General features: G+C 63.3%; 15 protein-coding genes and 1 pseudogene. 7 read left to right on the forward strand and 9 right to left on the reverse strand.

Annotation, left to right across the window (positions count from 1 at the left end; genetic code table 11):
• Nucleotides 1-5 precede the first annotated feature (5 nt).
• Nucleotides 6-866, reverse strand: coding sequence for an SMP-30/gluconolactonase/LRE family protein (locus NKJ18_RS14100; protein WP_352758467.1), 861 nt, complete (start codon nucleotides 864-866; stop codon nucleotides 6-8).
• A 115-nt stretch (nucleotides 867-981) separates the two neighbouring features.
• Here NKJ18_RS14100 and NKJ18_RS14105 point away from each other — a divergent pair, with 115 nt between their 5' ends.
• Nucleotides 982-1,782 (forward strand): helix-turn-helix domain-containing protein, encoded by an 801-nt coding sequence (locus NKJ18_RS14105; RefSeq protein ID WP_023710374.1) that lies wholly within the window; start codon nucleotides 982-984, stop codon nucleotides 1,780-1,782.
• Nucleotides 1,783-1,956: 174 nt separating this feature from the next.
• Nucleotides 1,957-3,333: an adenylate/guanylate cyclase domain-containing protein gene (locus NKJ18_RS14110; protein WP_023744871.1), complete on the forward strand. Its 1,377-nt coding sequence runs from the start codon at nucleotides 1,957-1,959 to the stop codon at nucleotides 3,331-3,333.
• Nucleotides 3,334-3,475: 142 nt separating this feature from the next.
• On the opposite strand, the gene NKJ18_RS14115 is transcribed toward NKJ18_RS14110, so the two are convergent.
• Together NKJ18_RS14115 and NKJ18_RS14120 are read right to left on the reverse strand one after the other, a co-directional pair.
• Nucleotides 3,476-3,772 carry a YciI family protein gene (locus NKJ18_RS14115; RefSeq protein ID WP_023834575.1) on the reverse strand — a complete coding sequence of 99 codons (297 nt, stop codon included), beginning with the start codon at nucleotides 3,770-3,772 and terminating at the stop codon, nucleotides 3,476-3,478.
• A 64-nt stretch (nucleotides 3,773-3,836) separates the two neighbouring features.
• Entirely contained in the window at nucleotides 3,837-4,664 is an 828-nt protein-coding gene (locus NKJ18_RS14120; RefSeq protein ID WP_352514316.1) for an oxidoreductase, read from the reverse strand.
• 123 nt (nucleotides 4,665-4,787) lie between these two features.
• On the opposite strand from NKJ18_RS14120, the gene NKJ18_RS14125 reads away from it, so the two are divergent.
• Entirely contained in the window at nucleotides 4,788-5,378 is a 591-nt protein-coding gene (locus NKJ18_RS14125) for a TetR/AcrR family transcriptional regulator (protein WP_023673283.1), read from the forward strand.
• Nucleotides 5,379-5,385: 7 nt separating this feature from the next.
• Here NKJ18_RS14125 and NKJ18_RS14130 read toward each other — a convergent pair whose 3' ends face one another.
• From NKJ18_RS14130 to NKJ18_RS14140, 3 genes and pseudogenes are all read right to left on the reverse strand, one after another.
• Nucleotides 5,386-6,186, reverse strand: a complete 801-nt coding sequence (locus NKJ18_RS14130) for a C40 family peptidase (protein WP_023834577.1) — start codon at nucleotides 6,184-6,186, stop codon at nucleotides 5,386-5,388.
• 42 nt (nucleotides 6,187-6,228) lie between these two features.
• A pseudogene (locus NKJ18_RS14135) lies at nucleotides 6,229-7,168 on the reverse strand (CHAD domain-containing protein).
• Nucleotides 7,169-7,254: 86 nt separating this feature from the next.
• The gene (locus NKJ18_RS14140) at nucleotides 7,255-7,752 is read right to left on the reverse strand and encodes a CYTH domain-containing protein (RefSeq protein WP_352758469.1); all 498 of its coding nucleotides are present in this window, start codon (nucleotides 7,750-7,752) and stop codon (nucleotides 7,255-7,257) included.
• A gap of 92 nt (nucleotides 7,753-7,844) precedes the next feature.
• Between NKJ18_RS14140 and NKJ18_RS14145 the strand changes: the two genes are divergently transcribed.
• Genes NKJ18_RS14145 through NKJ18_RS14160 form a run of 4 tightly spaced genes read left to right on the forward strand, consistent with a single transcriptional unit; the run spans nucleotide 7,845 to nucleotide 11,549 of the window.
• Nucleotides 7,845-8,549: a CerR family C-terminal domain-containing protein gene (locus tag NKJ18_RS14145; RefSeq protein WP_023681279.1), complete on the forward strand. Its 705-nt coding sequence runs from the start codon at nucleotides 7,845-7,847 to the stop codon at nucleotides 8,547-8,549.
• Complete coding sequence (locus NKJ18_RS14150; RefSeq protein WP_352758471.1) at nucleotides 8,546-9,499, forward strand: HlyD family secretion protein; 954 nt, start codon at nucleotides 8,546-8,548, stop codon at nucleotides 9,497-9,499. The genes NKJ18_RS14145 and NKJ18_RS14150 overlap by 4 nt, the downstream gene beginning before the upstream one ends.
• Nucleotides 9,496-10,416, forward strand: coding sequence for an ABC transporter ATP-binding protein (locus NKJ18_RS14155; RefSeq protein WP_023681281.1), 921 nt, complete (start codon nucleotides 9,496-9,498; stop codon nucleotides 10,414-10,416). Before NKJ18_RS14150 ends, NKJ18_RS14155 begins: the two co-directional genes overlap by 4 nt.
• The gene (locus tag NKJ18_RS14160; protein WP_023681282.1) at nucleotides 10,413-11,549 is read left to right on the forward strand and encodes an ABC transporter permease; all 1,137 of its coding nucleotides are present in this window, start codon (nucleotides 10,413-10,415) and stop codon (nucleotides 11,547-11,549) included. Before NKJ18_RS14155 ends, NKJ18_RS14160 begins: the two co-directional genes overlap by 4 nt.
• A 4-nt stretch (nucleotides 11,550-11,553) precedes the next feature.
• Here NKJ18_RS14160 and NKJ18_RS14165 read toward each other — a convergent pair whose 3' ends face one another.
• From NKJ18_RS14165 to NKJ18_RS14175, 3 genes are read right to left on the reverse strand one after another with little or no spacing between them, the layout of a single operon-like run.
• Nucleotides 11,554-12,153: a DNA-3-methyladenine glycosylase gene (locus NKJ18_RS14165; RefSeq protein ID WP_023744872.1), complete on the reverse strand. Its 600-nt coding sequence runs from the start codon at nucleotides 12,151-12,153 to the stop codon at nucleotides 11,554-11,556.
• Nucleotides 12,154-12,170: 17 nt separating this feature from the next.
• Nucleotides 12,171-12,551 carry a nuclear transport factor 2 family protein gene (locus tag NKJ18_RS14170; RefSeq protein WP_023681284.1) on the reverse strand — a complete coding sequence of 127 codons (381 nt, stop codon included), beginning with the start codon at nucleotides 12,549-12,551 and terminating at the stop codon, nucleotides 12,171-12,173.
• 8 nt (nucleotides 12,552-12,559) lie between these two features.
• Nucleotides 12,560-13,537 (reverse strand): threonine ammonia-lyase, encoded by a 978-nt coding sequence (locus tag NKJ18_RS14175; RefSeq protein ID WP_023673293.1) that lies wholly within the window; start codon nucleotides 13,535-13,537, stop codon nucleotides 12,560-12,562.
• Between the last annotated feature and the right edge of the window lie 24 nt (nucleotides 13,538-13,561).

Below are 13,561 nucleotides of genomic sequence, written 5' to 3' on the forward strand. Positions count from 1 at the left end.
CGCCGTCAGTCCAGGCTCAGCACCGCGATCTCGCCCTCGTTCATCAGCGGCACATAGATCACGGATTTGCCGTCGGTGCCGATGTCGGCGCTGCCCGGCTTGAACTGCGTCACAGCCTCCGGCGTGCCGCCAACCTTGTAGCGATAGAGCCTGCCGGTCATGTAGGCGGTGGCGTAGATGCTGTCGCCGATGGCGACGACGCCATCGAGGTCGGCGAAGTTTTGCGCGCCGGGCAGCGGTGTGATTGCCTTGCTGGCGAGATCGACCGACAGCAGGCCGCCGGGTTCGACGGTGCTGAAATCAGGCTTGATACCCTTGCCCCACGACGCCACGATCAGCCGGTCGCCATCGGCAAAGATGCCGTTCGGCGCGGCGAGCTTCGCATCCTTCACGAACAGGTCCGGCTTGTTGCCGTCGATGTGGTAGATCGCGTCGGCAAGCATGTCGGTGACATAAACCTTGCCCGATGAGTCCGATGTCACGTCATTGAGGAAAACAGCGCCGGGCACATCGATGGTCGAGACGAGCTTGCCGCTGGCGAGATCGACGATGCGCACCTTGGTGATATCGGCGACGTAGAGCTTGCCGCCGGAGATCGCCGAGCCTTTTGGTGCATCCATGCCGTCGGTCCAGTGCTGGCTAATGATCTTGCCGTCCAGCGACAGCACCGAGAGATAGCCGTTGCCGTCGGCCTCCCCAGGATTGCCGACGATGTTGGAGACGATGATGCGACTGTTGGCGGCGTCGAACAGCGCCGATTCCGGTTGCTCGAAGCCCGAGGCGCGCCAGAGTTCGGCGGCCTCGGCCGCAGGCACGAGCGCGATAGCGAAGGCGGCGAGACAAATAGAGGGGATGAGGGTTTTCATGGCCAGGTCTCCTGTGATGGATGGCGGAGAGCTAGGATTTTCGATACTTTTCCGGAAGGACGATTCGAGCTAGTATCGGAAACCGATACGAAATGGCGCAAAAGAGGTGCATTCCATGAACGGCCTGATCTTCGAGGCGCTGAAGCGGACGCTGAAGGCCAAGGGCGTCACCTATCGTGAGCTTGCCGGGCGGATGGGCGTTTCCGAGCCGACGGTGAAGCGCATCTTCCACGAGCGCAACTGCAAGCTCGACCGTCTCATCGGGATCTGCGCTGCCGCCGGCGTCGAGCTGGAAAACGTGCTGGGGTCGATGAACCGGGGGCCGGGACCGGTCAATCGCATCGCGCCGGAGATCGAGCGCAAGCTCGCGGGACGGCCGGCGCTGCTGTTCATCTTCGTCATGCTGTCGGAGAAGTTCACGCCCGAAGGCGTCATGCGCTCGCAAGGCTTGAGCGAAGCCTCGATGTTCCTTTATCTGCGCGATCTCGAAGCGCTCGGCCTGATCGCATTGGGCGGCGGGCTGTCGGCACGGCTGCTGGTCGACACACCGATCCAGTGGAATTTCGAAGGGCCGCTCAGGCCGCTGTTCGAGATGACAAACAAGAATTTCATCGGCTGGGCGATCACCCATCTGGAGCGGGAAGCGACCTTCGTCTCTTTCTCCAGGCGGATGCGGCCGGAGACGGCGGAGATGGTGAAGCGCGAGGCGGAGGAACTGGCCGAGCGCGCCAAACTGCTCGCCCATCACGACCAGCACACGACGCCGGAAGACGGGCTGACCGGCTACAAATGGACGTTTGCTTTTGGCGCAACCCCGTTTCCGGCGATCATGCCGATCGGCCCGCACCCCAGGGATGCCGGTGCGTCCGACCGGCCCACCGCTCCGGCAAAGGGACGCCGCCCGTTGCCGGCCTGACTGGGCCATCATCCGAGCAGGATTGCATCTGGCGGCTGAGCTTGTCGCGCTCCAGTCCGGAGGTGCTTCAAAAATGAAGCCACATTCATGATAGAGTTCGCGCGCTGATTTGCCAGACTGTACGGGGCGGGTTTGCCGAATGCGTGACCGTCCCCGCAAAATCGAAGTGATCCTATGCCGACCGCGCCAACACTTGAACTTCGCCGCTATTCGCGCCTGAAAAATTTGCGGGAGCGGGCAGAACGCCAGGGTGCTGCATTGCAGTTCTGGGCGCGCACGGCATCGCTCGCCGTGATCTCCTGCTTCTTTTCCTTGATCAGCCGCTGGGATGCCTCGCTGCTCTTCGTGCTGGCGGGCCTCGCGCTGTTCCAACTCGTCGGCCTGATCCAGTTTCGCTTTGCGCGCCGTCGCAACGCGCCATGGTGGATCGGTTACCTCGTCGGTACGCTGGACATCATTCTGTTGACCGTTCTGCTGGTAACGCCCAACCCGTTTTCCCTCGAGGTCGCGCCGGCCGCGATGCAACTGCGCGAGGGCAGCTTCAAATTCCTGCTGATTTTCGTATGCCTTGGCGCGCTGACCCTTTCGACACGATTGGCGCTCTATCTCGGCGCGCTCGCGGCCTTGACGTGGACGATCGGGGTGGGATGGGTGGTTTTTCATGCGGGAACCGTCATTCCGGCAACGAACCTCTATTCGCTGCCGCTGACAGAGCGACTGAATCTCTATCTCAACCCCAATTTCGTCGATACGTTCGCGCAGGCGACCAATGTGTTGGTTGTGCTGATTATCGGCGCGATCATGGCGCTGGTCGTCTCTCGTTCCCGACATCTGTCGGAAGACTATGTCAAGGCGGAGCGCGCCCGCGCCAATCTCGCCCGGCATTTTTCGCCCAATGTCGTCGACCAGCTCGCCACGGATGACGAGCCCTTCGGCCCGGTCCGCCGGCAGGATATCGCGGTGCTGTTCGCCGACATCGTCGGCTTCACACACTATTCCGAGGATCATCCGGCCGAAGCAGTGTTCGAACTACTGCGTCAGTTCCACCGTCGCATGGAGCAGGTCGTTTTCGACCACCATGGCACCGTCGACAACTATATCGGCGATTGCATCATGGCGACCTTCGGGGTTCCGCAAGCCAGCCATGACGACGCAACCCGGGCCATCCGGTGCGCTGAAGCGATGATCGCCGCTATCGAAGACTGGAATGTCCAGCGTGTGTCCAGAGGATATCCGCCGCTGGACGTTCGGATCGGTGCACAATATGGCGCCGTCGTCCTCGGCGCGGTCGGCAGCGAGCGCAACCTGTCCTTCGCGGTGGTGGGCGACACCGTCAACGTCGCCAGCCGTTTGCAGGCGCTCTGCCGTGAGCTTCAGGCGAATATTTGCTTTGGGTCACGACTGATCGAGGCCGCGAAGGCGGAATCGCCAACGACACGGTTGAATGCGCGCGATCATGGGCCGGTGAGCATCCGCGGCCGGGACGAACCGGTCCATATCTGGGTCGAACACAGAGCCGAAAACCAGGGCGCCATTGCGGTTTCGGCGTGATGCCGGCCGCCATGTGAGACGCCTGCACCTCGGCAGGATGGACGCCAGAAACCTCGACTGGATCGCGCCCGCCAGCGTGCGCAAAGCTGGCCCCTTCGAGAGCGACTTTCGCTGCCGCATCGATGCGGTTTGGTCGAAATGGTTAGCCGTGCGTTTTCAAATGCAGCATCGGATGGTGTTCGTAGTGCCCGGCGCCATTCTTCACGATCGGGTCCTCCGAGGTGATCGCCTCTATGTCCAGATCATCGGCAATCCGATAGAGCGACACCCCATAACCGCCAGCCGGGTCCATCACGGGGCCGTGCGCGACGATAAGCCTCTTTTCAAGCAGGTCATCCAGGAATGCTCGGTGCTGCTTCATCCACTCTTCCTCATCGGTGGTCATCGTTGCCAGAAAGTCGGAACGCGGCGGAATATATTTGCACAAATAGGACTTCATTCGTCGCTCCTCGGCGAAAGGAGGCTCGCCTGCCGGACTGGCCTGGCCATGCCTTGATTTTAGATCAATCGGCCACGCCCATCTGCTTGCGGAAGCTCTTGTCGAACATGTTTTCGGGCACGAAGCGCCGCATGAAGCGAAGACGGCCTGCCGTTTTGCCAGGCGTATAGCGCATGCTCGGCGTCTTTTCGGTGGCTGCCTGTACCACTTTGTCGGCCACCGCTTCCACCGGATCGCCGCTCGCGATTCTGTTGCGCCAGGTCGAATTCATGGCTGAGCGCCCCTGTTCGTAGACGCCGGAAATCCGGTCAGGCTGTTCGGCGTTCTCTTCCAGTCCGGTGCGGGTGAAGGCGGGCTCGACAAGGGAAACCCTGATGCCGAACGTTCGAAGTTCGTGATCGAGCGACTCGGAATATCCTTCGACTGCGTGTTTGGTGGCGGTGTAGAGGGCGGTGAATGGCCCCGGCAGGAAACCGGACACCGAACTGATGTTGATGATCCGGCCCTCGCCCTGTCTGCGCATGATGGGCAGCACTTCATTGGTCATGCGAACGATGCCGAAGACATTTATGTCGAACAGGCTTTGGGCTTGAGCGACCGATGATTCCTCGGCGCCGCCGATCAGGCTGCGGCCCGCATTGTTTACCAGTACGTCGATCCGGTCGGCGAGGGCGACAACTTGCTTGATGGCGTCTCTGACGGACCCATCATCGGTGACGTCGCAAGGGACCATGTGAATGCCCTGACGCACTTCGTTGGGCGCAGCTCGGCGGCTGGTGCCGAACACGCGATACCCCGCCCGGATGAGCGCAAGTCCGGCCGCATGCCCGATGCCACCCGAAGCGCCGGTGATCAGCGCGATCTTCTCGGCGCGCGACTGAACTTGTGTCATCTCAACTTTCCTGCCTAATGATTATGATCGTAATCATTGGGTGATAATGACCGCCATAATCATTGTCAAGCGCCTCCGCCACGTCTTATATGTCGATCATCATCAATAGAAGAGGATGCGGTCGTGAAGGTGAGCAAGGAGATGGTCGAGTTAAATCGAGAGCGGGTCATCGATACCGCCGCAAAGCTCTTCCGCGAACAAGGGATTGACGGGATCGGCATTGCCGATCTGATGAGCGCGGCCGGGCTTACCCACGGAGGCTTCTACCGACAATTCAAGTCGAAGGACGACCTCATCGTTCAGGCCATGCAGCGGGCCTTCAGTGACATGAGCGCCGATCTATCCGCCCGGCTCGCTTCGACCGATACTCCGTTTGAGACGCTGGTGCGCCACTACATCTCGGACCATCATCGCGACAATCCGGGGCACGGATGCAGCCTCACCGCACTGGCGGCCGATGCCGCCCGGCACGACGATCCAGCGCTTCGATCGTTCTTCGGAAGCATCGTCAGCAATTATGTCGCGTTGATCATTTCACTCCTGCCGGGAAGCGACCCGGCCGCGAAGCGGAGTGCCGCGATCGCATTCCTAGCGGAAATGGTCGGATCGGTGATCCTCTCCCGCGTCGTGCCCGATCCGACGCTTTCCGCTGAGATCATCGACACTGTCTCGAATGATCTCATAGGGCGCCACTCGCCATCGGCGCCGGTTTGAATGGTTGCTATTCGGCGGCCTTCGCCTCAGCGGCCCTATCTTCCCAGGTCACCGCCCGGTAGTCGAACCCAAATTCCAGCGTCGGTTTCACGATGCGGAAGAAGGGCGACAGGTCGAAGTCGCGCGGCGTGTAGAGCGAGTGGTGGCGGATGTGCAGGATTTCGCGGCGCGAATAGTTCGACTGCGCTGAGGCGCGGCCGGGCGCGCGGGTGATCTCGGGCAGGATCGGATAGCGGATCTCGCCATAGGCTTCGGCGATCAGGGTCGAGCAGATGGCGCGCGTCGGGTCGCCGGAGCCGAAAGCCAGCATGCGGCGGCGCCAGCGCACCGGCACCGGCGGCGTCGGCAGGAAAAAGCGCAGCATGTCGAAAATGTTCTTGAGATCGTATTTCAGGCCGAGCTTGCCGATCATGAAGGCGACGACATGGTCGCGGTCTTCCGGGGTCAGCCCGCTCGCCCGGCAGATACGGGTGTTGTAGGTGCGGTAGCGCGACAGCGGCACGGCGACACAGCCTTCGCCGAGCGTGACTTCGATCAGCCGACGCCGTTCCGATCCGTCCTCCGGTTCGGACAAGGCATCGCCGATATAGAAGGCCGCATGCGACCAGGTCGACTGGGTCAGGTATTTGATCGCCGCCGAGATCTTCTGGTTGCCTTCGATGAGCAGGATGTCGCCGGGCTCGAGCGTGCGCCGCAACGTCTCGGCGTCGGACGGCGTGTAGGGCTCATAGCCGGAGGATTCGTCCTGCAGCCGGCCGGCAAGCCAGCGGCCAAGTCGGTCCAGAAGCGTGTCGGCAGGTGCGGTCATGGTAGAGCGTGACTAGCACGCGCCGGCGGGGGAGTGCCAGCGTCAGCCGGCCGGCACTGTCTCTTCCGGCAGTGCCGGCCCGGCGAGGTCGTCGCGCGCATTGCGGGCGAGCTTCTTTGTCGAGCGCTTGGGACTGTCGCCGAACAGTTCGGCCGCCCCGGCGAGGCAGCTCTTCTTCAGGCTTTTTTCCGAGCGCTTCAAAAGCTTGCCCAGGAGCTTGGTGTCCTGCGCATCGCCGAGCGGCTCGCCGTCGGCTTCGAGCAGGGCGCGCATGACGAAGACATCGTGCAGTTCGCCGAGCTTTTCACCCAGTTCGTCGACCGCCTTGCGCCGCACCTTGATCGGCGTCGGCCACAGCCGGCCGAGCAGCGAAAGATGCATCGAGTGGGTCTTGGCCGCCTTACGCAGATCGTGGAAATCCTCGGCTCCTCCGTGGGATCCGGCCTTGTCCAGCGCCTTCCTGGCCCGGCGCAAGGTCTTGCGAGCGCCTTCCGCAAGCACATCGGCTGCATGCTCAGGCAGATCGGGGAGCAGCAGCCGCTCGATCCGGATCAGGCCTTCCTCGCAGGCGGCCGTGGCCGCGCCTATGGCGGCGTCGAGACCAGCCCCGGCATGGATTTCATGCTGGCGGGCGATAAGCCGGTCGCGCACGCTGTCGAGGCCGCCGCCGGCAACCTGCTCGGGAAAGGCGGCTGCCAGCCGGTCGACGGTCTCGACCAGCGCGGTCGCCTCGCGCGGCCCGGCAAGCAGCGCCGCCACCTGACGGTAGCATTGGTTCTCAGTCCGACAGAATGTTTCATTTCCGGAACGGACCAGCCGCAGCAAGGCGCGCGCTCTTCAGCCGCTTGCGGCATTTGTGCAATGCCTGCTCCGGCTGGTCGCGCGCGACGGCCAGATGGGCAAGCGCCTTGCCGATCTCCTCGCCAAGGATACGCCTGACCTCGCCGGTCAGCGGCAGGCGCGGATCGATGCGAAAGCTCATGCGGCGATCTCCGGAATCCCCCTAGAGCATGATGCCGAAAAGTGTGAAGCGGTTTTCGGACGACATCATGCTCCATCTCTTTTGATTTAGAGCCGGATTCCGATTTTAGGTCGACCCGACCTAAAATCATCCGGCTCTAGGGCGAGCGACGCGTTGTAAAATCTCTGCTCGCCGGTCACTTCGCGGCCGAGCCAATCAGGCAGCATTTCGTCAGGTACATCCTCCGGCGTCTCCAGTTCGGCCACCACAAGGCCGGCTAGAATCCCGCCGAAAACATCGACTTCGTAGAGATAGCCGCGATGCCTAACATGGTGGCGTGTCTTCTCGATGACATGTCCGATGGCGAAGGCCAGCATCTCCTCTGCGTCCGCCAGTGGAATTTCATATTCGTATTCGTCACGCTCGCGGATCTTGCTGCCGAATTTAAGCGTCAGCTTCGCCGAACTGCCGTCGCTGATGCGCACGCGCACGGTGCGGCCAGGTGCTGCGGCAAGGTAGAACTGGCGAATGCGTATATTCGCCTCGGCCATTTCTAGCCATTCGGCGCTGGAGACCAGGAACTTGCGTTCGACTTCTTTGCCCATGGCCGCGCACTAAAGCGTCTGCGGCTCGACATGGCAAGCGGCCGTAGATAATCAATTTGACTTTAATCAATCGATTGATTAAAGAGGCCGACATGATCAAATCCGCGCCCGACAAAATGCCCCGCCAGGAGACATCGCCCGCCGAGCAGACGCGCGCCGCACTGGTGCTGGCCGCGCTCAAACTGTTCGGGCGGCAGGGCTTCGACGGCACCTCGACGCGCGAGATCGCGGCGGAGGCGAAGGCCAACATCGGCTCCATCGCCTATCATTTCGGCGGCAAGGAAGGGCTCCGCGGGGCCGCCGCCGACCACATCGTCGAGACCATCCAGGCGGTTGCTGGCCAGGCGCTCGGCGGCATGCAGCTGCAAGGTCAAGCCAGTTCAGAGACGGCGCGGGCGCAGCTCTCGACCGCATTGGAGCGGATGGTAGGATTTATCGTCGCCCGGCCGGAGGCGGGCGATATCGTACAATTCGTACTTAGAGAGTTGTCGCATCCGACGGCCGCCCTCGACCGCATCTATGACGGGGTGTTCGAACCGACGCATCGCCGCCTCTGCCAGATCTGGGAACAGGCGACGGGCGAGCCGGCCGAAAGCGAGGCCACCAAGCTCGTGGTCTTCACGCTGATCGGCCAGGTCATCTATTTCCGCATCGGCCGCGAAGCAGTGATGCGTCGTATGGGCTGGCGCGAGATCGGTAACGCCGAAGCCGCCAAGGTGGTGGCGGCGGTCACAAGCAATCTTGGCGCCATACTGGCGGCCCGAAATCCGGTCGCCCGCAAGGAGGGCAAGCGATGAGTTTTCTCTGTTCCCTGCCGCTCGCGGCCCAGCTGTTCGGCGCCTGCGCGCCGGCAGCGCCGCTTGCCGTCGGCTATGTCGAGGGCGACTATGTCTTGCTGGCGCCGATCGAAGTGGCGCAGGTCGAGACCGTCGCGGTCAAGCGCGGCGACCGTGTTGTATCAGGCACGCCGGTGGTGACTCTCGAAAGCGCCGACGCAAAAATCGCCGTCGCCCAGGCAGGGGCCGCGCTCGCCCAGGCGCAGGCGCAGCTTGCCGACCTGCAGATCGGCAAGCGGCCGGAGGAGATCGCGGTGCTGAAGGCCGAGGTCGACATGGCCAAGGCCCAGGCCACGGATGCCAAGCGCAAATACGACCGCGCCGCCGACCTGTTCAAGCGCGGTGCCGGCACGCAGGCCGACTACGACACGGCCGCCGCGACGCTGGAGACCGCCAATGCGCAGGTCGGCCAGGCGCAGGCCAACCTCGCCGTCGGCGGTCTGCCTGCGCGTCCCGAAACGATCAAGGCGGCAGACAATCAGGTCAAACAGGCGCAGTCGGCGTTGGAACAGGCTGAGTGGCGGTTGTCGAAGCGCGTGCTGGCGGCACCTTCGCCCGGCCGCATCAATGACGTCATCCGCAATTCCGGCGACACCGCCGGTCCGACCGCGCCTGTCATTTCGATGTTGCCGGACGGTGCGGTGAAGCTCAGCGTCTATGTCCCGGAAAGTGCGTTCTCGTCGATCAAGGTCGGCACGCTGCTTGTCGTCCATTGCGACGGCTGCGGGCCGGAGGTGAAGGCGCGCGTCAGCTATGTCTCGCCCGACCCGGAATTCACCCCGCCGGTGATCTACTCGCTCGAGAACCGGCAGAAGCTGGTCTACCTCGTCGAGGCGCGGCCTGAGGGCAAGGCGCAAGCGCTGCAGCCGGGACAGATCGTCGATGTCGAGCTGGCGGCCTCCGCAAAATGAACGCCATCGACGTTCATGGCCTGGTCAAGCGTTTCGGCGACAAGACTGTCGTCGACCATGTGACGATGACGGTGGCCGAGGGCGAGATCGTCGGCTTTCTCGGGCCCAACGGGTCCGGCAAGACGACGACCATCCGCATCATGTGCGGCCTGCTGACGCCCGACGAGGGCGAAGGTAGGGTGCTGGGTTTCAATATCCGCACCGAGTCGCTCCGCATCAAGCGCGAAGTCGGCTACATGACGCAGAAATTCTCGTTCTACGAGGATTTGACGATCGGCGAGAATCTCGAATTCGTGGCGCGGCTCTACCGGCTGAAGTCGGTCGAGGAGCATGTGTCGAAAACGCTGGAAGAGCTTGGCCTGACGAGCCGCCGCAACCAGCTCGCCGGCACGCTGTCGGGCGGCTGGAAGCAGCGGCTGGCACTGGCCGCCTGCATCATGCACAAGCCGAAGCTGCTGCTGCTCGACGAGCCGACCGCCGGCGTCGATCCGAAGGCGCGGCGCGAATTCTGGGACGAGATCCACCGGCTGGCGAGCGGCGGTCTGACCGTGCTGGTGTCCACCCACTACATGGACGAAGCCGAGCGCTGCCACCGCATCAGCTACATCTCCTACGGCAAGATGCTGGCCACCGGCACGGTGGACGAGGTGGTGACGAATGCCGGTCTGACCACCTTCGTGCTGCAGGGACCGCGCCTCGACCAGGTCGCCGATGCACTCAGGGACCGGCCCGGCGTCGACCAGGTGGCGCCGTTCGGCGCGACGCTGCATGTCGTCGGCTCCGACAAGGCAAAGCTCGAAAAGGCGCTCGCCGATGTCGAGAAGGAGCACAAGGGCGTCAGCGTAAAACCCGGCGAGACCAGCCTCGAGGACGTCTTCATTCAGTTCATGTCCGGCTCGAAGGACAATATGGCATGAACAGCGTCTTCTCCTTCGCCAGGCTCGGTGCGCTGCTGATCAAGGAATTCATCCAGATGCGGCGCGACCGCATCACCTTCGCCATGATGCTGGGCGTGCCGCTTTTGCAGCTGGTGCTGTTCGGCTACGCCATCAACAACGATCCCAAAAGCCTGCCTGCCGCACTGGTGGCGACCAGCAATGACCCCTACACCCGCGCCATTGTCGCGGCCCTGCAGACGACCGGCTACTACCGCTTCGACCATGTTGCGCAAAGTGCCGAGGCTGCCGAATTCCTGATGGCGCGCGGCGATGTCGCCTTCGTCGTCACCATCCCGGCCGATTTCGGCCGCCGGGTGGAGCGCGGCGACAATCCGCAGATACTCATCGAGGCCGACGCCACCGACCCGGCCGCCGCCAGCGGCGCCATCTCGACGCTAAGCAAAGTGGCCAGCCAGGCGCTGCTTCGGGCGCAAGGCATGCAGGAGGCGGCGAGTGAGGCCGCCAGGGGCCAGCTCGATGTGGTGGTGCACCAGCGCTACAATCCGGAAGGCATCTCGCAATACAACATCGTGCCCGGCCTGCTCGGCGTCATCCTGCAGATGACCCTGGTGATGATGACCTCGATCGCGCTGACCCGCGAGACCGAGCGCGGCACGATGGAAAACCTGCTCGCCATGCCGTCCAGCCCGTTCGAGATCATGCTGGGCAAGGTGCTGCCCTATCTTGTGGTCGGTGGCGTCCAGGTGGTGGTGGTGCTGGCGGCGTCGAAGCTCTTGTTCGCCATCCCCTTCACCGGTTCCATGTCGCTGCTGCTTACAGCCGTATTGGTGTTCGTGCTGGCGCTGGTGCTGCTTGGCTACACCATCTCGACCATCGCCCGCACGCAGATGCAGGCGCTGCAGCTGACCTTCTTCTTTTTCCTGCCGTCGATCCTGCTGTCCGGCTTCATGTTCCCCTATCGCGGCATGCCGGGCTGGGCGCAGACCTTCGGCGAGATTTTTCCGCTGACGCATTTTCTGCGCATCACCCGCGCGGTGATGCTGAAGGGCGCCGAACTGCCGGCGGTTGCGGGCGAGATCGCCTGGCTGGTCGGGTTCGTGGCCTTGTTTGCCGGCGTCGCATTGGTGCGGTTCAGGCGCACGCTCGACTGAGCGTTCAGGAATTGAGCGATCGCGGACCGCTGACGAACGGACTGCCCCTGACATAGAACCGCAGCGGGCGATCCGCATCCTTCGTGATGCCGATGCGGATGCCTTGGCCGATGTCGCCGGGCTCGTGCTCGTCGGCTGCCAGCCATAGCGGGCCTTGGCGGCACAGATCGAGGCCGTCCAGCGAACGGTCGATCCGCAATGCCTGGGCGAGCCGTCCCGGCCCGCGCGCCACGTCGCGCAGGCGTTCGACGCCCCGGTTCTGCCGCATGATGGCAATGCCTTCGAGCGGTTCGAGCGCCCGGATCAGCACGCCGGTGCCGGTCCCTGGCCCCTCGCTCGAAACATTGAGCATCCAGGAGACGCCATAGGCGAGATAGACATAGGCGTGCCCGGCCTCAAGAAACATCGAACGGTTGCGCGGCGTCATGCCGCGATAGCCGTGCCCGGCGGCGTCGCCGGTGACATAGGCCTCGGTCTCGACGATACGGCCGCTGACGATGCCTTCCGGCAGCTCCCGCACCACGAGCTTGCCGATGAGATAGCGGGCGAGATCGGCCGTATCATCAGGCAGTTCGGCACGATCGAGCGGATGGTGGCCGGTCATGCTACCGCCGCCGTGTTTCAAGGTATCCGTTCGACCCATTGCGCGCGCGACTGCCCCGGCTCGAACGGATCGCCGAAATACTGGGTCTCGCGAACCACCTTGCCATCGACGAACTCCATGATGCTCACCGTATAGGACGGAATCCCGTCATAGGTCAGGACATATTCGGTGATCCAGAGGTCGCCTGACCCGGTGATCCGCCGCACGGCAAAGCGCTTCCGGTTGGGCTGCGTGGCGCGCGACGACTGGATGTTGTGCCGTCCGCTGATGCGCTCGCCTGATTGCGGATAATCGAGCACCGCGTCCTCGCGATAGATCTGATGCTCCGTCTCAAGATCATTGGCATCGGAGGCAGCCCAATGGCGATCGAGAGCCGCCCTTATCTCAGCGTCTGCCATATCGGTTCTCAGGCCGCGGCCATGATCTCGGCATAGGTGGTGAAATCGACATTGCCGCCTGACAGCACGACGGCGACGCATTTGCCCGACAGTTCGATCTCGCCTGACGAGAGCGCCGCCAGCGCAACGCAGCCGCCGGGTTCGACCACCAGCTTGAGATGGGCCATGGCGTCGCGCACCGCCTGTGCGGCCGCCTTGTCGGAGACGGCGATGGCGCCGGCGAGGTTCTTGCGGTTGATCTCGAAGGTGATGGCACCGGGCTCTGCGGTGAGGATGGCATCGCAGATCGAGCTGTGGCCAGGCTCGTTGGAGACCCTTTTTCCCTCGATCAGCGAGCGGCGGGTGTCGTCGAAATGCTCGGGCTCAACGGCCCAGACTGCCGTGGCCGGCGAGGCATCCTTGACGGCGATCGAAATGCCGCTCGTCAGGCCGCCGCCTCCACAGGGAATGACGACCGCATCGAGGCTGACGCCGAGCGCTTTTGCCTGGCGCATCAGTTCGAGACCGATCGTGCCCTGGCCGGCGATGATGGCCGGATCGTCGAAAGGAGGCACCAGCACCATGCCCTTGTCCATGTAGGGTCGCACCACCGTCATGCGGTCGTCGCGAAAGCGGTCGAACGGCACCACTTCGGCGCCCATCTTGCGGACATTGGCGATCTTCATCGCCGGCGCGTCGGCCGGCATGGCAATGACCGCCTTGACGCCGAACATGGCAGCCGCCGCGGCGACGCCCTGAGCATGGTTGCCGGAGGAGAAGGCGACGACGCCGCGGCTGCGCTCTTCTTCGCTCAGCGAAGACAGTTTGTTGTAGGCGCCGCGGAACTTGAACGAGCCGGTGCGCTGCAGCGTCTCCGGCTTGAACAGGATGCGGCCGCCGAAGCGTTTGTTGAGTTCCAGCGATTCGATCAAGGTCGTTTCGGCGATCAGGCCGGAGAGCCGCGCGGCGGCGGCATGGATGTCGGCGATGCCGGGAAGCGTGGTCATGGCGAAGTCCTGAAAGGGATGAGA

The sequence above is a fragment of the Mesorhizobium sp. M0217 genome, from assembly GCF_040321955.1.
Classification (GTDB): Bacteria; Pseudomonadota; Alphaproteobacteria; order Rhizobiales; family Rhizobiaceae; genus Mesorhizobium.